The sequence below is a fragment of the Aedoeadaptatus ivorii genome (assembly GCF_030815095.1).
Taxonomy (GTDB): domain Bacteria; phylum Bacillota; class Clostridia; order Tissierellales; family Peptoniphilaceae; genus Aedoeadaptatus; species Aedoeadaptatus ivorii.
Genome location: NZ_JAUSWF010000001.1, coordinates 216,570 through 233,161, shown reverse-complemented (window position 1 = coordinate 233,161; position 16,592 = coordinate 216,570). Strand labels below are relative to the sequence as shown.

General features: G+C 51.7%; 18 protein-coding genes. 4 read left to right on the top strand and 14 right to left on the bottom strand.

What is annotated here, in order from left to right:
• The first annotated feature begins 183 nt into the window (after nt 1-183).
• Nucleotides 184-1,443 carry an aminopeptidase gene (locus tag QO008_RS01210; protein ID WP_307383587.1) on the top strand — a complete coding sequence of 420 codons (1,260 nt, stop codon included), beginning with the start codon at nt 184-186 and terminating at the stop codon, nt 1,441-1,443.
• 49 nt (nt 1,444-1,492) lie between these two features.
• Here the strand turns inward: QO008_RS01210 and rpmF are convergent, their stop codons facing one another.
• The 3 genes from rpmF to QO008_RS01195 form a co-directional block, all read right to left on the bottom strand.
• The gene (rpmF, locus tag QO008_RS01205) at nt 1,493-1,681 is read right to left on the bottom strand and encodes a 50S ribosomal protein L32 (protein WP_126465392.1); all 189 of its coding nucleotides are present in this window, start codon (nt 1,679-1,681) and stop codon (nt 1,493-1,495) included.
• An 18-nt stretch (nt 1,682-1,699) separates the two neighbouring features.
• The gene (locus tag QO008_RS01200) at nt 1,700-2,206 is read right to left on the bottom strand and encodes a YceD family protein (protein WP_307383582.1); all 507 of its coding nucleotides are present in this window, start codon (nt 2,204-2,206) and stop codon (nt 1,700-1,702) included.
• A 64-nt stretch (nt 2,207-2,270) separates the two neighbouring features.
• Complete coding sequence (locus tag QO008_RS01195; protein ID WP_307383580.1) at nt 2,271-3,461, bottom strand: acetate kinase; 1,191 nt, start codon at nt 3,459-3,461, stop codon at nt 2,271-2,273.
• Nucleotides 3,462-3,550: 89 nt separating this feature from the next.
• Here QO008_RS01195 and QO008_RS01190 point away from each other — a divergent pair, with 89 nt between their 5' ends.
• Nucleotides 3,551-4,699 carry a nucleotidyltransferase family protein gene (locus QO008_RS01190; protein WP_307383579.1) on the top strand — a complete coding sequence of 383 codons (1,149 nt, stop codon included), beginning with the start codon at nt 3,551-3,553 and terminating at the stop codon, nt 4,697-4,699.
• A gap of 32 nt (nt 4,700-4,731) precedes the next feature.
• Here QO008_RS01190 and QO008_RS01185 read toward each other — a convergent pair whose 3' ends face one another.
• From QO008_RS01185 to QO008_RS01160, 6 genes are read right to left on the bottom strand one after another with little or no spacing between them, the layout of a single operon-like run.
• Nucleotides 4,732-5,172 carry an ATP synthase subunit B family protein gene (locus QO008_RS01185; protein WP_126465388.1) on the bottom strand — a complete coding sequence of 147 codons (441 nt, stop codon included), beginning with the start codon at nt 5,170-5,172 and terminating at the stop codon, nt 4,732-4,734.
• Between the two features lie 2 nt (nt 5,173-5,174).
• On the bottom strand, nt 5,175-5,654 hold the full coding sequence (coaD, locus tag QO008_RS01180; RefSeq protein WP_126465387.1) for a pantetheine-phosphate adenylyltransferase: 480 nt from the start codon (nt 5,652-5,654) through the stop codon (nt 5,175-5,177).
• Between the two features lie 3 nt (nt 5,655-5,657).
• The gene (rsmD, locus tag QO008_RS01175) at nt 5,658-6,212 is read right to left on the bottom strand and encodes a 16S rRNA (guanine(966)-N(2))-methyltransferase RsmD (protein ID WP_126465386.1); all 555 of its coding nucleotides are present in this window, start codon (nt 6,210-6,212) and stop codon (nt 5,658-5,660) included.
• Nucleotides 6,213-6,260: 48 nt separating this feature from the next.
• A complete protein-coding gene (gene recG / locus QO008_RS01170; RefSeq protein WP_307383575.1) occupies nt 6,261-8,291 on the bottom strand; it encodes an ATP-dependent DNA helicase RecG in 2,031 nt (676 codons plus the stop codon).
• A 38-nt stretch (nt 8,292-8,329) separates the two neighbouring features.
• Nucleotides 8,330-9,967 (bottom strand): DAK2 domain-containing protein, encoded by a 1,638-nt coding sequence (locus QO008_RS01165; RefSeq protein ID WP_307383572.1) that lies wholly within the window; start codon nt 9,965-9,967, stop codon nt 8,330-8,332.
• 9 nt (nt 9,968-9,976) lie between these two features.
• Nucleotides 9,977-10,330: an Asp23/Gls24 family envelope stress response protein gene (locus tag QO008_RS01160; RefSeq protein WP_126465383.1), complete on the bottom strand. Its 354-nt coding sequence runs from the start codon at nt 10,328-10,330 to the stop codon at nt 9,977-9,979.
• A gap of 143 nt (nt 10,331-10,473) precedes the next feature.
• Between QO008_RS01160 and rpmB the strand changes: the two genes are divergently transcribed.
• Nucleotides 10,474-10,665 (top strand): 50S ribosomal protein L28, encoded by a 192-nt coding sequence (rpmB, locus tag QO008_RS01155; RefSeq protein WP_126465382.1) that lies wholly within the window; start codon nt 10,474-10,476, stop codon nt 10,663-10,665.
• A 61-nt stretch (nt 10,666-10,726) separates the two neighbouring features.
• A complete protein-coding gene (locus QO008_RS01150; RefSeq protein WP_126465381.1) occupies nt 10,727-11,674 on the top strand; it encodes an NAD(P)-dependent oxidoreductase in 948 nt (315 codons plus the stop codon).
• Nucleotides 11,675-11,757: 83 nt separating this feature from the next.
• On the opposite strand, the gene QO008_RS01145 is transcribed toward QO008_RS01150, so the two are convergent.
• From QO008_RS01145 to QO008_RS01125, 5 genes are read right to left on the bottom strand one after another with little or no spacing between them, the layout of a single operon-like run.
• Nucleotides 11,758-12,390 (bottom strand): thiamine diphosphokinase, encoded by a 633-nt coding sequence (locus tag QO008_RS01145; RefSeq protein WP_307383565.1) that lies wholly within the window; start codon nt 12,388-12,390, stop codon nt 11,758-11,760.
• On the bottom strand, nt 12,387-13,028 hold the full coding sequence (gene rpe / locus QO008_RS01140) for a ribulose-phosphate 3-epimerase (RefSeq protein WP_307383562.1): 642 nt from the start codon (nt 13,026-13,028) through the stop codon (nt 12,387-12,389). The genes QO008_RS01145 and rpe overlap by 4 nt, the downstream gene beginning before the upstream one ends.
• Entirely contained in the window at nt 13,019-13,897 is an 879-nt protein-coding gene (rsgA, locus tag QO008_RS01135) for a ribosome small subunit-dependent GTPase A (protein ID WP_126465378.1), read from the bottom strand. The genes rpe and rsgA overlap by 10 nt, the downstream gene beginning before the upstream one ends.
• 5 nt (nt 13,898-13,902) lie before the next feature.
• A complete protein-coding gene (pknB, locus tag QO008_RS01130) occupies nt 13,903-15,870 on the bottom strand; it encodes a Stk1 family PASTA domain-containing Ser/Thr kinase (protein ID WP_164715211.1) in 1,968 nt (655 codons plus the stop codon).
• 13 nt (nt 15,871-15,883) lie between these two features.
• Nucleotides 15,884-16,588 (bottom strand): Stp1/IreP family PP2C-type Ser/Thr phosphatase, encoded by a 705-nt coding sequence (locus tag QO008_RS01125; RefSeq protein WP_307383557.1) that lies wholly within the window; start codon nt 16,586-16,588, stop codon nt 15,884-15,886.
• Nucleotides 16,589-16,592 lie beyond the last annotated feature (4 nt).

Sequence of the window (16,592 nt, the reverse complement as noted above, 5' to 3'; positions counted from 1 at the left end):
CCTCCAATTTGTTATTCCTCCACTTTACTTAATGAGCGCGACGACCCGAAGGCAACGGCCGCGTTCGCATAAAGTGTGCGTATTTGTACCGATATATTATAACACGGCACATTATGTGGCGCAAGCATCCTTAAAGGGTATCTGTGATATACTGAAATCATATCTCAATATTAAGGAGGCAATATGAACTTTACCGAAAAATTAAACGATTATGCGCGCCTACTCGTGCGCGTCGGCGTCGGACTCGAAAAAGGACAACTGCTCGTAATCCGCTCTCCCATCGAAGGGCGAGATCTTGCGGTGGCCTGCGCAAAATGCGCTTACGAACTCGGCGCTCCCAGCGTGCACGTCATCTGGTCCGATGACGATCTGGTTCTCCTGCGCTACACCCATGCTCCCGACGAGGTGTTGAACACCGTACCCGAATACGAGCGCGATATGTTCCGGTATTACCTGGACAAAGGCGCCGCGTTTTTGTCCTTTACCGGTTCCGATCCGGAGCTCTTAAAGCAAATCGACGGGAAGCGACTGCAAGAAGCGACCAAGCATCGCATGCAGGCCATGGCCTTTTATTCCGAAGCCATGATGGCGGATAGAAACCCCTGGACGGTGGCGGGCGTTCCCACCCGCGCCTGGGCAAAGAAGGTCTTTCCCGATGCGGAGGATGCCGCAGCCGTTTCACAACTGTGGGAGGCGATCTTTGAAACCGCGCGCGTAAACGGCGATGCGATCGAAAACTGGAAGACACATATGGAGACGGTCAATCAAAAAGCGAGAGCTCTTACCGCGCTCGAGTTGAAGACGCTGCGGTACCGTTCGTCAAATGGGACGGATTTTGAGATTGGACTGCCCGAAGGCCATCTATGGGCGGGTGGCGGCTCCAAGACGCCCGCGGGCAAGCCCTTCGTCGCCAATATACCCACCGAAGAAGTATTCACCCTTCCCCATAAGGATACGGCCAATGGCGTGGTCTATGCCTCAATGCCCCTACAATATAACGGCAATACCATCGATAAATTTTGGCTGCGTTTTGAAGATGGAAAAGTCGTCGACTTCGATGCCGAAATCGGTAAAGACGTCTTAAAACATTTGTTAGAGACCGACGAAGGTGCTGCGCGCTTGGGCGAGGTCGCCCTGGTGCCGTATGACAGCCCCATCTCCAATCGCAACCACTTATTTTTCAATACCCTCTACGACGAAAACGCCTCCTGCCACCTCGCCTTGGGAAGAGCCTACCCCACATGCCTAAAGGGCGGAGAAGAACTGTCGAAAGAAGCGCTCGCCGAACGCGGCGCCAACGATAGCCTCGTCCACGTGGACTTTATGGTCGGTGCCGAAGATATGGATATCGACGGCATCGATCGCGCAGGAACGGTTCTCCCGATTTTCAAGAAGGGGAATTGGGCCGCTGAATTTGAAGAAATTGCAAATAAGACGATCTAAGCAATCAAAAAAGACCGCCGATACCGGCGGCCTTTTTAATTGCGAACATTTACGCTTCTTCGCTTGCGGCCATGACTTCTTTGCCGTCGTAATGTCCGCAGGACGGACAAATGCGGTGGGGCATTTTGATTTCATGACAATTCGGACACTCCACGACAGTCGTTTTATTCAGACGATAAGAAGATGCACGTCTCTTGTTTTTTCTCTGTTTCGAAGTTTTTCTCTTGGGTACTGCCATTGTTTACACCTCCCTATCTTACTTTTCAAATAGATTTTTTAGCGATTCGAACGGGTTGATCTCGGGCTGCTCGTGCTCGTGATCGGGATGCTTGTTCAAATCTACACCACAGACCGGACACAGGCCTTTGCAATCGTCTTTGCAAAGAATTTTCGTCGGTACCGAGGTAATGACTTGTGAAAATACCAACTCTTCAAGGGGGAATTCTTCCAAAGATTCCACGACGAGTACGTCGTCGTCTTCGTCCTCTTCTGTGACATTTGCCGTCACAACCACGTGGGATTCACTTCGTATCTCTCGCCTTGCCGGTTGCAGACAGCGATCACACCGTTGGTCTAAGGTGTATCGCACTTCCACATCGACCTCCAAGTCCCGATCGACTTTGTAGATGTCCATCTCGTATTCGATGGGATCCATCAAAGACAGACCGTCGACTTTCAAAGGGCTGTCTTCTTTTTGAAGACTGCCGACAAGATGCTTGTGAACCTCACTGCCCCGTAAAAATTCAGAAATATCGGTACGCAAAGCTATCACCTCTAAAACTGCTGCAAATTATTATATTCTAAATCCGGCTTTTCTGTCAAGAGGCTTATACCAAGCGCGCGGTCTCCATAGCGATCATCAATTCTTCGTTGGTGGGAATGACGAGCAAGGGAATCGAAGAGTCTTGTGCACTCACGATGGCTTCCTTGCCGCGCATATCGTTCTTTTCCGTATCGAGCTTGATGCCGAGGCTCTTCAAGCCGGCGGCGACTCTTTCTCGGGTGGTAATGGAGTTTTCGCCGACGCCTGCGGTTAAGATAATGCCGTCGCAGTGGTCCATTTCGGTGAGATATGCGCCGATGTATTTGCGCACGCGATTTTCAAAAATATCCAACGCGAGTTGCGCGCGATCGTTGCCTTCTTCTGCGGCTTCTTCCAAGTCGCGGAAGTCGCTGCTGACGCCGCTGATGCCCAAAACGCCGCTCTTCTTGTTCATAACGGAAGACATTTCGTCGGGCGTCAATTTTTCTTTTTCCATAATAAAGGGTACGATGGCGGGGTCCATATCGCCGGTGCGGGTACCCATTGCAAGGCCTTCAAGCGGCGTAAATCCCATAGAGGTATCGTAGCATTTTCCTCCGATTACGGCACTGATGCTGGATCCGTTGCCCAAATGGCAGGTGATCAGATTGACATCGTCCAAATCTTTTCCCAGCATTTTTGCGGCTCTTTCGGTGATATATTGGTGGCTAGTGCCGTGGAACCCGAATCTGCGAACCTTATATTTTTCGTAGTATTCATAAGGCAAGGCGTAGATATAGTTGACCGCGGGAATGGTTTGGTGGAAGGCGGTGTCGAATACGGCGACCATGGGGACATCGCCCATGATTTCGCGGCAAGCTTCGATCCCGATGATGTTCGGCGGATTGTGGAGGGGGGCGATTTCCACATTGTCGTTTACGACCTTCATCACCTTTTCGTCGATAACAACGGATTCCGCAAAGTCTTCGCCGCCGTGTACCACTCTGTGGCCGACTGCGTCGATTTCATCGAGACTCTTAACGGCGCCGTATTCTTCGTGTTTCAAAGAATCCAATACGATCTTCAAGGCCGCTTTGTGGTCTGCGAGGGTTTCTTCGATAACCACCTCGTCGTGTCCTTCCGCTTCGTATTTCACTCTGCCGCCTTCGATGCCGATGCGTTCGGCCAATCCCTTGGCGAGGACTTTTTCGTCTTTCATATCGATCAGTTGATATTTCAGCGAAGAGCTCCCACAGTTGATGACTAAAATATTCATACATTTCCTCCTCATGAATTAGAAAATTTACCTCCGTTATTATATCATATAAGGGACAAATGGCGAAATAAACGAAAGGATCGGATACCATGAACTATGCCGCCGTCGTAGCGGAAATGAACCCGTTGCATTACGGGCATTTGCAGATTTTACAAGAAGCAAGACAGCGCGCAGACGGCGTGGTGGTCCTCTTAAGCGGCGCATTTACCCAACGGGGCATGCCCGTGGTGACGGACAAATTTACGCGGGCAAAGGACATTCTCCAAAACGGCGGCGATCTGGTTCTCACCCATCCCGTGCAAACGGCGATAGCCCATGGAGAGATGTTTTCCTATGGCGCCGTCTCCGCCTTGGCCCATGTGCCGGGCATTCGAAGTATTTGTTGCGGCACGGAATGGGGCGATACGCGCACCTTCGAGGCCATTCGCCTCTATACGAAAACAAAGGACTTTCGGGACCGGCTCAAATCGTCCCTGAATGACGGCGCTTCCTATGCCACGGCGTATCGCATGGCGCTGGAAGAGAAAAATACCGCATGGCGACATCTTTTTCAGGGCAATGCCCTCCTCGCCTTCGGTTATTATAGGGCCATCGCCGATCAGAATCTGCCCATATCACTGATACCGATCCCCCGAAAAGAAGACGGCGCATTTCCTACAATGCATGCGAGCGAAATTCGCCGCATCTTCGGCACAAATCCCGCGCGCGCGACAAAATACTGTGCGGCCACGCCGCCGCAATTTGACGAAGCCGCGCTATTTTCCGGCCTGTATTTGCTCTACCGCGCGCATTTCGGCGCCGACTTCGATTTTTCCCCTTATGACGGCTATGAAGCGGGGATCGAACACCGTATTGTTCGTCTTCTGCGGACGGAAACGAATGCATTTCGCTTTTTAGAGCGCGCCTCCACCCGCAGATACTCCAAATGGCGCATTGCCCGCCTGCTTCTATCCGCCTATCTCGACATCTCCAAAAAGGAGACGCAGACAAGCGTCCAAAACAGTCGAAGCCTTCAGGTTCTCGGCTTTAACGAGCGGGGCAGAGAGATCCTCTCTTTTGCGAAAAACGGAGAATGTCGCCTCCTTACAAACTTCAAACAATTGCACGATGGGGATCCCGACGAATCTTTACAACTCATTTGGGAATCGAAGGCCACCGATCTCTGGTCGGTCCTTACAAAGGCGCAAATGGGCGAGGATTATCTACGCCACCCCGTGATCACGACATACAAAAAATGACTCGGATGGTCTCCGAGTCTTTTTTATAGGGGCTATTCTCCTAATTCTTTGCGGTTTTCATTGATGAGTTTGATCATATCGGAAAGTTGCACCTGGGTCTGTTCCAATAGACCGTCTACATAGCGCTTGGCCGAGATACGCATCTGTTCGCTCTCTTCTTCGGCGCGGCGCATGATTTCTCTCGCCTGATTTTGTGCGGTCACGGTGATCTCGTCTTCGTCGACCAGCTTTTGCGCTTCTACATGGGCCGCCTGTACGATTTGCTTGGCGTGCAGATTGGCTTCTTCAAAGATCTCATCCTTGCGTTCTTTGATGTTTTTCGCCTCGGAAATATCTTGGGGAATTTGCGATTGAATCTGGTCCAAGATATGGTTGATCTCGTCCTTGTCCACCATGGTCTTTCCCGTAAGGGGAATGGTGCTGCTGACTTCCAGAAGATCTCTTAAATCTTCAATTAATCGAATAACGTCCATTACTACCTTCCTCTCATTTTCTTCTTCATCGCTTCTCCTACCACGGCGGGAACGAACAGAGAGGTGTCTCCGTCGAACATCGCGACCTCTTTGGCGAGAGACGAACTGACAAACAACTGATTCTGGTCGGAAAGCAAAAAGACCGTCTCCAGACCCGTGCCATAATTCTTATTGGCCATGGCGAGCATATACTCGCTTTCGTAGTCGGTATTGGACCGGAGTCCGCGGACGACGGTAGAGATGCCTTTTTCCTGAGCATAATCCACCAATAATCCTTCGAAACTGTCGACCTCGATCCCCTTCTCGTCCTTTAAAACTTCCCGTAACAAGTGGAGTCTTTCTTCCGTCGAAAAAAGTCCCGCCTTGTTTTTATTGTTTAAGACGGCTACGATGACCTCGCCGAAAATCTTTCTGGCGCGAAAGATAATATCCAGATGACCGTGGGTCACGGGGTCAAAACTGCCGGCATAAATGACTTTCAAATCCTAATCACAACTTTCGTAGATCCATATTTTCTTATTTCCGTACTTCTTTAAGCGAGCGAGCCGAAGGCCTGTGACGTCTTCGAATTCGTACTCCCGAGGCGCTTCGAGAATCAAGCGGCCTTGCTCTTTCAGTAGGTCGGACGCTACGACCGCTCGAATTGCCTCCGAATAATACGCTCGTTCCGCATAGGGCGGGTCGAGATATATGTAATCGAATCGCATGCCGCGATCTGCTGCTTCCGAAAGGCATTGCTCGTAAGATCCTTCGAACACTCTGCTCTTGCTATTATACCCCGTAAGGTTCAAATTTTCACGAATAAGTCGCAAACTGTCCGGATGCTTGTCGCAGAACCATACCATAGCTGCGCCGCGGCTCAGAAATTCGATTCCGATTCCGCCGGTGCCGGCAAAAAGATCCAGCGCATTTACATCCGAAAAAGGACCAAAGAGGACATTGAATATACTCTCTTTAATGCGGTCTTCGGTCGGACGAATGCGATCGCCCTTTGGGGTCTTGAGTTTTCTACCGCGCTTTTCCCCCGCTATTATCCGCATAATTTCTCCCCCTAAAGTGTAGCATAGCTCCGTTTTCCTGACAATTCTCTAGATCCCGCGGATGCGGTTTTCATAGGCGATGACCGCACGATACAGATCCGCCTGTTCCCTCGGATTCAAATGCCCGCCCGAAAGAATCGCATCGGCTTCAATTTTCGCATAGCGCATAATGTCCATATCCTCGATCAAATCGCCGATGCGGAAATGGATAGCCCCCGACTGCTGTGTGCCGAAAAAATCGCCGCCGCCGCGCATTTTAAGGTCTTCTTCTGCGATATAAAACCCGTCTGTCGAGCGAACGAGGATTTGCAGTCGTTGCCGCGCCGCCGGTTTGTCGCTGTCGGAGTGCAAAATACAATAGGCCTTTTGATCGCCGCGGCCCACCCTTCCCCGGAGCTGATGCAAGGTGGAGAGGCCGAAGCGATCGGCATCGAATACGAAAAGGAGGTTGGCATTAGGCACATTGACGCCCACTTCGATTACCGTCGTCGAAATCAAGATCTGCACGCGGTTTTCCTGGAAGTCCTGCATAATCGCATTTTTTTCTTCCGCAGATAGGCGCCCGTGGAGACAGCGTACGCCATAATTTGAAAACCGCTCCCGAGAAAAGTATTGGTAAACGCTCTGTGCATCGTGCAGAGGATTCTTGTCGTCTCCCTCAATCAGCGGGCATACCACATAGATTTGCTGGCCGCTCTTCAAAAAAGATTCCATAAATCCATAAGCGCTCTCGAGGTCTTGTCCTCCCACGACGGCGGTTTCTATGGGCTTTCTGCCCGCCGGCATGGTGCGAATAGACGAGATCTTTCCGCTGCCGTACATCACGATCCCGAGACTTCTGGGAATCGGCGTCGCCGTCATAATCAATCGGTCGCTGGCCGAGACCTTTTCCTGTAGCTTTTCTCGTTGGAGCACGCCGAATCGATGCTGTTCGTCGGTGATCGTAAGGCCCAGTCGGTCGCTTTTTACATCTTCTTGAAACAGCGCATGGGTGCCGATTAAGATATCGCAATTTCCGACGGAAAAGTTTTCGAGAACATCGCGCTTCTCTTTCGCCTTCATAGATCCCGTCAATAGTTCGGTCTTTACCCCTAAGGGAAAAAATAATTCCTGTGCCTGTCGATAATGTTGGGCGGCGAGGATCTCCGTCGGCGCCATCATCATCGCCTGGTAGCCGGATGCCACCGCCACCGCCATGGCCAGAAATGCGAGTACCGTCTTTCCGCTCCCCACATCTCCCTGAATCAAACGCTCCATCCGCTCGGCGCTCGCCATATCGCGGCGAATATCCGCCCACGCCGCCGCCTGGTCGTCAGTTAGAGAAAAGGGCAAGGAGGTGAGCAGCCTCTCCGCGAGATCCTCGTGTTCCATCGAAAAACCCGCTTCGGATCTCTCCTCGTGAAATCTTCCCAAGGCCGCCTGGAACAAAAGAAATTCGGAAAACACCAGGGATTGCCGTCCCAGCATCGCATCCTCGATTCTCCGGGGCCGATGCACGGCTTGGAGGGCATCCCCCTCTGACAAAATCCCGTAACGCTTGCGCAAATAATCGGGCACCACCGGCGGCATCGCCGTATTTTCGAGCGCTTCTTCGATAAATCTTCCCATCGCCTTCTGCCCAATCCCCGCACCGAGGGGATAGATCGGCTCGATGGAGAGCGCCTCCTCCCGTTCAGCCGCATTAAAGAGTTTAACGGCAGAAAACTGCAGGCGATTCTGAAACAGTTTCGGCTTTCCGAAGATATAGTACTCCCCGCCGATTTGCAATTTTTTGTCCATAAAGGGCATATTAAAAAGGGTCAGATCTGCTTCTCTGCCGCCGTCTTCGACGGTGAACGTCTGCATTTTCAGGCCTTTTTTCATATAGCGCACGGGCGATTTTTCAATGACCCGAACTCGATAAGTCTGTTTCTCTGAAAAATCCGGCTTATTTAGAGAATGCAATCGACTGCCGTCTTCGTAGCGCGTAGGCATGGTATATAGCAGGTCTTCGGCGGTTTTTTTGCCGAGCGCATGGAGCCGTTCGGCGGTTTTTTTGCCAATCCCCCGAATCTTCTCAATGGGGTCGTAGAGTTCCATAGATTCCTCCAATGAAAAAGCAGGCTTTCGCCTGCTGTTTATTCGACAGAAATCAAGTAGTAGTAGATCGGCTGGTCGCCGCGAAGGATTTCAAAATCCAGATCGGGATGCGCCGAAGAAATGGCCTCTTCCATGGCCTCCGTCGCCGATGCATCCACGTCTTCTCCGGCGTAGAGGGAGACATACGATGTATCGTCGTCGATCATTTCTTCCAATACGGCGAGGGTGGTGTCGTGTACCGTTTCGCCTCTGGCGAGGATTTTTTTATCGGAAATGCCGATGATGTCGTCCTTATGGATTTCGATGCCGTTCATTTCCGTATCCCGCACCGCATAGGTGATCTGGGCGGAGCGGACATCGTCGATGGCGGCATTCATATTCTCTAAATTCTCTTCTAAAGAGGCATCGGGCAGGAAGTGAATGCAAGCATTGATCCCCTCGGGGATGGTACGGGTCTCCAGTACGACGACTTCTTTTTCGGAGATCTCGGCCGCCGCCTTCGCCGCCATAAAAATATTGCCGTTGTTGGGAAGTACGAATACGCGTTTTGCCGAAACCTTCTCAATCCCCGCCAGTATATCTTCCGTACTGGGGTTCATCGTCTGTCCGCCGGTTACGATATAGTCCGCGCCGGCTTCCTTAAAGATGGATTCTAGGCCTTTTCCCGCGCAAATCGCGACAAAACCGTCCGATTTTTCTTCGACGGGCGCGGCCTTCTCTTCTTGCTGCACCTTTTGTACCTGCGTTTCGCTAAATAGGCGTTCGGAGTGCTGTATGCGCATATTGTCGATCTTTATGTCTTTCAAGAACCCGTATTCCAATCCGCTTTGCAGGGCGAGACCGGGATCGTTGGTATGCACGTGGACCTTGATCATCCTATCGTCGCCCACGACCAAAAGGCTGTCGCCCCGTTCGATGAGCTTCGCCTTGAGATCCTCCACGTGGTCCTCTTCGGTATTTACGATAAATTCCGTACAGTAGCCGAATTGAATGTCGTCGGTAGAAATGCGTTTGCGTTCCGCCTTTTCCACCACCGCATCGTGCACCGCCTCTCCCGTGACGGGCATACCCTTTAAGGACAAAAGCGCGCCTTCCATAATCGTCACCAGGCCCTGTCCCCCGGCATCGACGACACCGGCTTCTTTTAAGACGGGCAATAGATTCGGCGTATTCGCCAAAGATTCTTTCGCGCGCGAGAGAACGGCTTCGGCGAATTCGATCAGATCGGAATACTTCTTCGCATTTTTTATGGCAAAGTCCGCGCTTTCTCTCCCTACGGTAAGTATCGTGCCTTCGGTGGGCTTCATTACCGCAAGATATGTCATTTCCGATGCCTTCTTCAGGGCGACCGCCAAGTTCTGAATATTTAGGACCTCTTTGTCCTTCAGCCCTTCGGCGAATCCGCGGAACAGCTGGGAAAGAATGACCCCGCTATTTCCCCGCGCGCCCATAAGCGCCCCGCGGCTCATTTCCGATGCCAATCCGGCGACGTCCTCGGCTTCTGAGGATTCCACCTGCCGAACGGCGCTCTTTATCGTCATCGACATATTGGTACCGGTATCGCCGTCGGGAACGGGAAACACGTTTAAGTCGTTGACCGTCGTTTTGTTTTGCTCTAAAAAATTGGAAGCACTGATCAGCGCTTCACGAAATGCTTTCGCAGATATATGCTCCATTTGCTACCTCTAGTCCATCCGAATGCCTTCGACCAAGACCTCGATATCCTCTACTTCGAGACCCGTCAGAGATTCTACATTGAATCGCACCCGGTCGATGACGTTCTGTCCCACAGTAGAAATACGAATGCCGAACTCTATGATTACGTGAAGTTGTATCCGTATCCGCTCGTTCTCCGAGTTTACGGAAATTCCCTTCGTCAGGTTTTCAAATTTCAACAATTGAAAGATGCCGTCTGCCGCATTCTTCGACGCCATGCCCACGATGCCGTAGCTTTCCATGGCGGAGATGCCGGCGATGGTGGCGATCACTTGATTGTCGATCGTAATATTTCCTTTATTCGTCGGAATCGTTACTTGCATTCTATATGCCTCCTTTCCGATGATCGGAATTTCCACCATTATATCATACTTGATAGCGGGAAAAACATAGATGCCCGAATTGCAATTTTATTTTTCCTATGGTAAAATATCTCGTATTGTAAAGCGTCGGAGGAGGTGTAAAAATGTCTAAAAGATGTGAAGTTTGCGGAAAACAAAAGCAATATGGGAATTCTATTTCCTTCTCCCACAGAAGGGGAAACAGAACTTGGTCTCCGAATTTACAGAGAGTCTTGGCAAAAGTAAACGGATCCAACAAACGAATTTATGTATGCACGCGCTGTTTGCGTTCCGGTAAGGTCCAACGGGCCCTGTAAGAAATAAGTCGATTCGATGAATCGGCTTTTTTTGTATTGAATTTGGCAAAAGGAGGAGTCTATGAAATTGTATATTGCAAGTCGCATTCCCGAATCGGTGCTCGAACGCCTAAAAGGCTACGACTACAGCTATCACGATAGCGACATTCCCTTGACAAAAGAAGAGATCATCGAAAGGCTTTCGGGCAAAGAAGCGTTGATCTGTCCCCTTTCCGATAAAATCGACGCCGAAATCATGGATCGCGCTTCGGATCTTAAGATCATCTTGAATTACGGCGCGGGCTTTGACAATATCGACATCGACTACGCCAAAGAAAAAGGCATCGTCGTCTGCAATGCCCCCGCTCCCTCCTCTGCCGTGTCTACGGCGGAGCTGACCTTTTTGCTGATGCTCGCGCAATCTCGTCGACTGCTCGAAGCGGAAAAAGATTTGAAGTCTGGCGGCTTCCGCGGTTGGAGGCCCACCTATTTCTTGGGACGCGAACTCCGCGGTAAGACGTTGGGAATTTTCGGCATGGGCAATATCGGCAAAAACCTGGCCAAACGCGCCTTGGCTTTTGAAATGGACGTCATCTATCACTCCCGCCATCGAAAGGACGATATCGAGCAATTGGGCGCGCGATATGTAGATTTTGACGCCCTCCTCGCCGAATCCGATTATATCAGTCTCCATTCCGCCTTCGCCCCTGAATTGAAGCACCGCTTTGATGCGGATGCCTTTGCCGCCATGAAAAAGACCGCCGTCTTTATCAATGCCGCAAGGGGACCGTTGATCGACGAAGCGGCCTTGGCCGATGCACTCGAAAAGGGCGAAATCGCCGGCGCCGCCTTGGATGTCTATGAATTCGAACCGAAGGTCACCGAAGCCTTACTCGACATGGACAATGTTACCCTCGCCCCGCATTTGGGAAATGCCACCGTCGAAGCGAGACTCGAAATGGGAAACGCCTGTGTGGACAATCTCGAAGATTTTATGCGCGGCGAAAAACCCAGAAACCAAGTCAACTGATCCGACAGCAAACAAAAACAGAACCGACAAAAGCTATGTCGGTTCTGTTTTTTATTGCGCGTATGTAGGCAAGCATCGTTTGTTCAATCCGAGGATTGGACCACGACCACGCGCCCTTTGTGAATGGTGATCGTACCGGTATTGTCTAGGATCTCGTTGCTTACGCCACGCGTACGCTTGCGCATCAGGGACAGGGCAGAAATTTCATATTTCATGCCTTCCGTCGAGACGATGGCGGAATCCGTAAGGGGCAAGAGGCTGATATAGGTATAGCCGTCCTTCGAAAAAGTATAGCGCCCCTCGCCCAAAATCTCGAGGCGATTGGAATCGTCCACGAGGAGAATCCGCGTTTCTCCATCTACATAGGCCTCTAGAGAAAAAATCGTCGCCAGGCTGTGATCGATTCTCGAGCCGGTGCCGCCGAGGATGCGAATTTCCTCGGGCTTGTATTCGAGCATGCGCAAAAGCGCCATCTCGGTGTCCGTTTCATCCTTCATCGGCGAGAGGATCTCCGCGGGAATCTCCGGTCTTTGGATCTCTTGCGTGCGAACCGCACTGTCAAAATCGCCCACGACGAGCAAAAGTTTCTCCGGGATCGCGCCCAATGCGTCGAAACCGTGATCGGCACAGATGATGCCGTCGGCCGCTTCGATTTCTCTTTCCAAAAGTTCCTTAGAAGGCGGCGTGCCCCCGGTGATGATCAGTCCCCGCTTCATAACGATCGAAGCGCTCGTATCGCCGAAGACGGGTCCTCGTGTCCGAAAATATACGAACCCGCTACCAAGCTGCGCGCCCCCGCCTCGACGAGGCGCTTTCCAGTATGTTCGTTGACCCCGCCGTCGACCATAATTTCTACATCTCTTCCCCGGAGCATTTTGCGGATTTCACGCACCTTTTCCACCGAAGATTCGATAAACTTTTGGCCGCCGAAACCCGGATTTACGCTCATCACGAGAATCAGGTCCAAGTCGTCCAAGAGATACCGAATGCTCTCGGGGCTCTGTCCCGGGTTCAGGCTGATGCCCGCCCGCACACCGGCTTCTTTGATCGCATACACGAGACGGTGGCTATGGATGGTCGCATCGGTATGGAAAGTAATTCGGTCCGCGCCCGCTGCGATGTATTGATCCACAGAATGTTCCGGCCGATCGATCATCAGATGTACATCGAAGGGGATTTCGGTGCGACTGCGAATCGAGCGAATCACCGACGGCCCGAAGGTGAGGTTCGGTACATACAATCCGTCCATTACGTCGATATGGATATAGTCAACGGCCTCTTTGTCCAAAAAATCGATGGCTTCTCCCAAGGCGGAGAAGTCGGCCGATAGAATCGACGGTGCCACTAACGCCATTTTGTGTTCTCCTTTTCCGATAGTTCTTCATAAATCTTTACATAGTTTTCGTAGCGGGATTCGGGGATTTTCTTCGCCTCGACAGCAGCTTTGACCGCGCAACCGGGCTCGTTGATATGAACGCAGTTTTGAAACTTGCATTGCCCCATAACGTCGCGGAATTCGCGAAAGGCATCCGCCAATTCTTCCGACGGGATCTCCGAGAGTTCTATACTGGAAAAACCCGGAGTATCGAAGAGGTACATCCCTTCCTCGCCGGCGAAAATTTCTGTGTGTCGCGTCGTATGGCGTCCCCGACTGTTTTTATCGCTCACCGCGCTCGTCTCGAGATCGAGACCCAACGTGCGATTCAAAAATGTCGATTTTCCCGCACCCGAAACCCCGCTCAAGGCGGTCGTCTTGTGGTGCAGCACGCTCTCGAGGGCCTGAACGGAGGCTTCCGCATCTTCCGAGAGGAGAAACACCCGGTAGCCGCTTTGTTCATAGATCGCGGCGACGCGGCGCGCCTCCTCCGGATCCAAATCGAATTTTGAGACGACCGGGTAAATCTCGATCTCCTTGTATTCATAGTAGGCGATCAATTTATCGACCAAATACAAATTGTACTTTGGGCTCGCCACCGGGATAAAGACCAACATCTGATCGACATTCGCCACCGGCGGTCGCAGTACGACGTTTTTGCGCGGAAGGATTTCTTCTACCGAGTTTAAGCGATCCCCCTCGTCCAAAGTCAGGGTCACGAAATCCCCCACCACCGGCTTCATATTGCGGTGGCGAAAAATGCCCCTGGCGCGCGTCTCGTAGGTATTGTGGTCCTCGGCGTAGACATAATAGAAACCGCCGAGGAGTTTTGTAATTCTACCCCGCATAGTCACTAAAAGTTAACCGTCTGCACGGTAGAACCGTCGATGCGGATCGAGGCCCGATCGCCGGTCGCGCCCTTTACCGGATACGAGATCGACGAGCCTCCCATTACTTCTTCCTTCTGAATGACGCGGTCTGTGCCCTTCGAGTGAATGATCACTTCGATTTTGTGGGTGTTTCCGTCTGCGGGCACCTGCGCCGAAAGCGTCTTTTCCGTTACGCCGGTGTTTTCGCCGGAATTGTCGTCTTCTGTCGGCTCTTCTTCCGGCTCCTCGGGTTCGGGTCGTTTGCTTAAGATAATATCCACGCGGGAACCGGCGGGAATTTGATTGCCGCTGTTGTATTGCTGCCATACGACCTCGCCGGGTCCGACGGTAATGTCTTCGCGCTCTTCCACATTGCCGAGCTTCAAACCCTGTTCCGCAAGCAGCGCCTTCGCCTTATCCAAGGTGACGCCTTTCAGATTGGGAACGACGGTCATTTTCGCATCCTGTCCCTTGCTGATCACCACGTGTACGGAGGCGTTCTTTTCGATTTCCGTTTCGGCGTCGGGTTTTTGGCGAATAATTCGCTCCGAGGGAACCTGGTCATTGTACTCGGTCTTGTCGACGACAAGCTTGAGCCCCAAATTCCTGAGGGCGGATTGTGCCTCGGAAATGGTCATATTCTCTAAATCGGGCACGACGATTTTTTCGATGTCCTTGGCGATGGTTACCGAGAAACGGTCGCCTTTTTTGAGAACTTGACCGGCCTCTACCGATTGCGCGAGAATCGTACCGGGTTTTAATCCCTCGTCGGATTCTTTTTCTTCGATGCCCAAATCCAAATCGTTTGAAGCCGCGAAGTCCTTCGCTTCGGATACGTCTTTTCCGATCAAATCCACCATTTCGACCGCACTCATTTCCTGATTGGTCGTCAGAATGTCTTTGATCTTACTGCCGCCAAATGCCACGCCAAACAGCAATAAGAGGGCGAGCAATACACCCGCCACCATGGCGACGGGATTGGACTGCTTCTTTTTCGGCTTTTTCGCAGCGTTTTGCTCTTCGTTTTCTGCGGCTTGGATCGGCGCCGTATTTCCCGGCGCTTTCTGCCGCTCGGGAGGAATCACTACGGTGGTCCGCGTCGGTTCTACGGGACGAGAGCTGCCGTACACCTTGCCCAAAAGGATTGCCTTTACATCTTCTATGATCAAACCGACATTGTCGTATCGGTCGGAAGGCTTCTTCTCGGTCATATGGGCGAATACCTGATCGACCTCCGCACTGACGCGGGGGTTGCGCTCCGAGGGAAGGGGGATCTTGTTCTGCACATGCATCAATGCGACGGTGATGGGATTTTCGGAATCGAAAGGCACATCGCCCGTCAACATCTCAAAGAGGACGATCCCCATGGAATAAATGTCGCTTCGGGCATCGACCTTTTGGCCCCGTGCCTGTTCGGGGGAAAAATAGTGGACGCTTCCCATCACCGCATTGGTTACGGTTACTGTGGCATTGCCCGCCATGCGCGCGATGCCGAAATCCGTGACTTTTACCCGATTGTCCCGGGTCACCATAATGTTTTGGGACTTGATGTCCCGGTGGATGATGTTTTTGCTATGGGCGATTTTTAGCGCTTCGGCGATCTGGATCAGGTAATTCAGCGCCTGGTTCTGCGGAAGCATTCCTTCTTCCCGCACCAGTTCTTTTAGGGTCTTGCCGTCGATATATTCCATGACGATATAATACACGTCGTCGCCGTCGATGGTCTCCATTCCGACGTCGTAAATGCTTACGATATTGGGATGCGAGATACTCGCGGCCGCCAAAGATTCCCTTCTGAACTTGCGGATAAAATTGTCGTCCTCGTTGTATTCACTTTTTAAAACTTTTATAGCGACGATACGGTCCAGCCGTCGATCGTGGGCTTTATAGACATCGCCCATGCCTCCGCTGCCGATCTTGTCGAGACATTCGTACCGATCCGCTAAAATCATTCCTCGCATATCCTCACCTACTCTTATCAAAGACGATCACGGTAATATTGTCCTTGCCGCCGGCGTCCAATGCCAATCGTACGAGTCTCTTTGCCACGTCTTTCTTATCTGCCAACAGGGTCTTCTCGATCTCTTCGATATCCGCAACATCCGACAGGCCGTCGGAGCACAGAATGATATAGGACATATCCAGGGGCAGGGTTCGAATCTCGAAGTTGATCCCCTTCGCCGTTCCCAATGCCTTGGTCAATACGTTTTTCTTCGGGTGGACGCGCGCTTCTTCTTCGGAAATGTCGCCCATTTCCAAAAGATAGTTGACGAAACTGTCGTCCTTTGAGATTTGAAACAACGCCTCCCGATAGCCGTAAATGCGGGAATCGCCGACATTGACATAATACAGCTTCTTGCCCAGGATGTAGACCAGACTTAAGGTCGTTCCCATGCCCCGCAGTTTGAAATTCTCCTCCGACTGACGAAAAATCTCTCGATTCGCCTCCTGCACCCCGCGGTTTAGGAGGTCGGTCAGCTGTTTTTCGTTCTCGATGGGTACCGACAGCATCTTGCGGAGCGTGCTTACCGCGATGGAACTCGCCGTCTCTCCGGCGGCATGTCCGCCCATCCCGTCTGCCAAAATGGCGAAACGGTGCCGGGGATCGATATAATAGCTGTCTTCGTTATTCTCTCTGCCACCGATATCGGTATACGCAGATATATTCATATAA

Excerpts from the sequence above, each read along its gene's own strand:
- rpe (WP_307383562.1), bottom strand. The coding sequence starts at position 13,028 with ATGGCGTTAGTGGCACCGTCGATTCTATCGGCCGACTTCTCCGCCTTG.
- QO008_RS01210 (WP_307383587.1), top strand. The coding sequence starts at position 184 with ATGAACTTTACCGAAAAATTAAACGATTATGCGCGCCTACTCGTGCGC.
- QO008_RS01190 (WP_307383579.1), top strand. The coding sequence starts at position 3,551 with ATGAACTATGCCGCCGTCGTAGCGGAAATGAACCCGTTGCATTACGGG.
- QO008_RS01195 (WP_307383580.1), bottom strand. The coding sequence starts at position 3,461 with ATGAATATTTTAGTCATCAACTGTGGGAGCTCTTCGCTGAAATATCAA.
- pknB (WP_164715211.1), bottom strand. The coding sequence starts at position 15,870 with ATGATTTTAGCGGATCGGTACGAATGTCTCGACAAGATCGGCAGCGGA.
- recG (WP_307383575.1), bottom strand. The coding sequence starts at position 8,291 with ATGGAACTCTACGACCCCATTGAGAAGATTCGGGGGATTGGCAAAAAA.
- QO008_RS01160 (WP_126465383.1), bottom strand. The coding sequence starts at position 10,330 with ATGCAAGTAACGATTCCGACGAATAAAGGAAATATTACGATCGACAAT.
- QO008_RS01145 (WP_307383565.1), bottom strand. The coding sequence starts at position 12,390 with ATGAAGCGGGGACTGATCATCACCGGGGGCACGCCGCCTTCTAAGGAA.
- QO008_RS01125 (WP_307383557.1), bottom strand. The coding sequence starts at position 16,588 with ATGAATATATCTGCGTATACCGATATCGGTGGCAGAGAGAATAACGAA.
- rpmF (WP_126465392.1), bottom strand. The coding sequence starts at position 1,681 with ATGGCAGTACCCAAGAGAAAAACTTCGAAACAGAGAAAAAACAAGAGA.
- rpmB (WP_126465382.1), top strand. The coding sequence starts at position 10,474 with ATGTCTAAAAGATGTGAAGTTTGCGGAAAACAAAAGCAATATGGGAAT.
- QO008_RS01185 (WP_126465388.1), bottom strand. The coding sequence starts at position 5,172 with ATGGACGTTATTCGATTAATTGAAGATTTAAGAGATCTTCTGGAAGTC.
- QO008_RS01150 (WP_126465381.1), top strand. The coding sequence starts at position 10,727 with ATGAAATTGTATATTGCAAGTCGCATTCCCGAATCGGTGCTCGAACGC.
- rsgA (WP_126465378.1), bottom strand. The coding sequence starts at position 13,897 with ATGCGGGGTAGAATTACAAAACTCCTCGGCGGTTTCTATTATGTCTAC.
- rsmD (WP_126465386.1), bottom strand. The coding sequence starts at position 6,212 with ATGCGGATAATAGCGGGGGAAAAGCGCGGTAGAAAACTCAAGACCCCA.
- QO008_RS01165 (WP_307383572.1), bottom strand. The coding sequence starts at position 9,967 with ATGGAGCATATATCTGCGAAAGCATTTCGTGAAGCGCTGATCAGTGCT.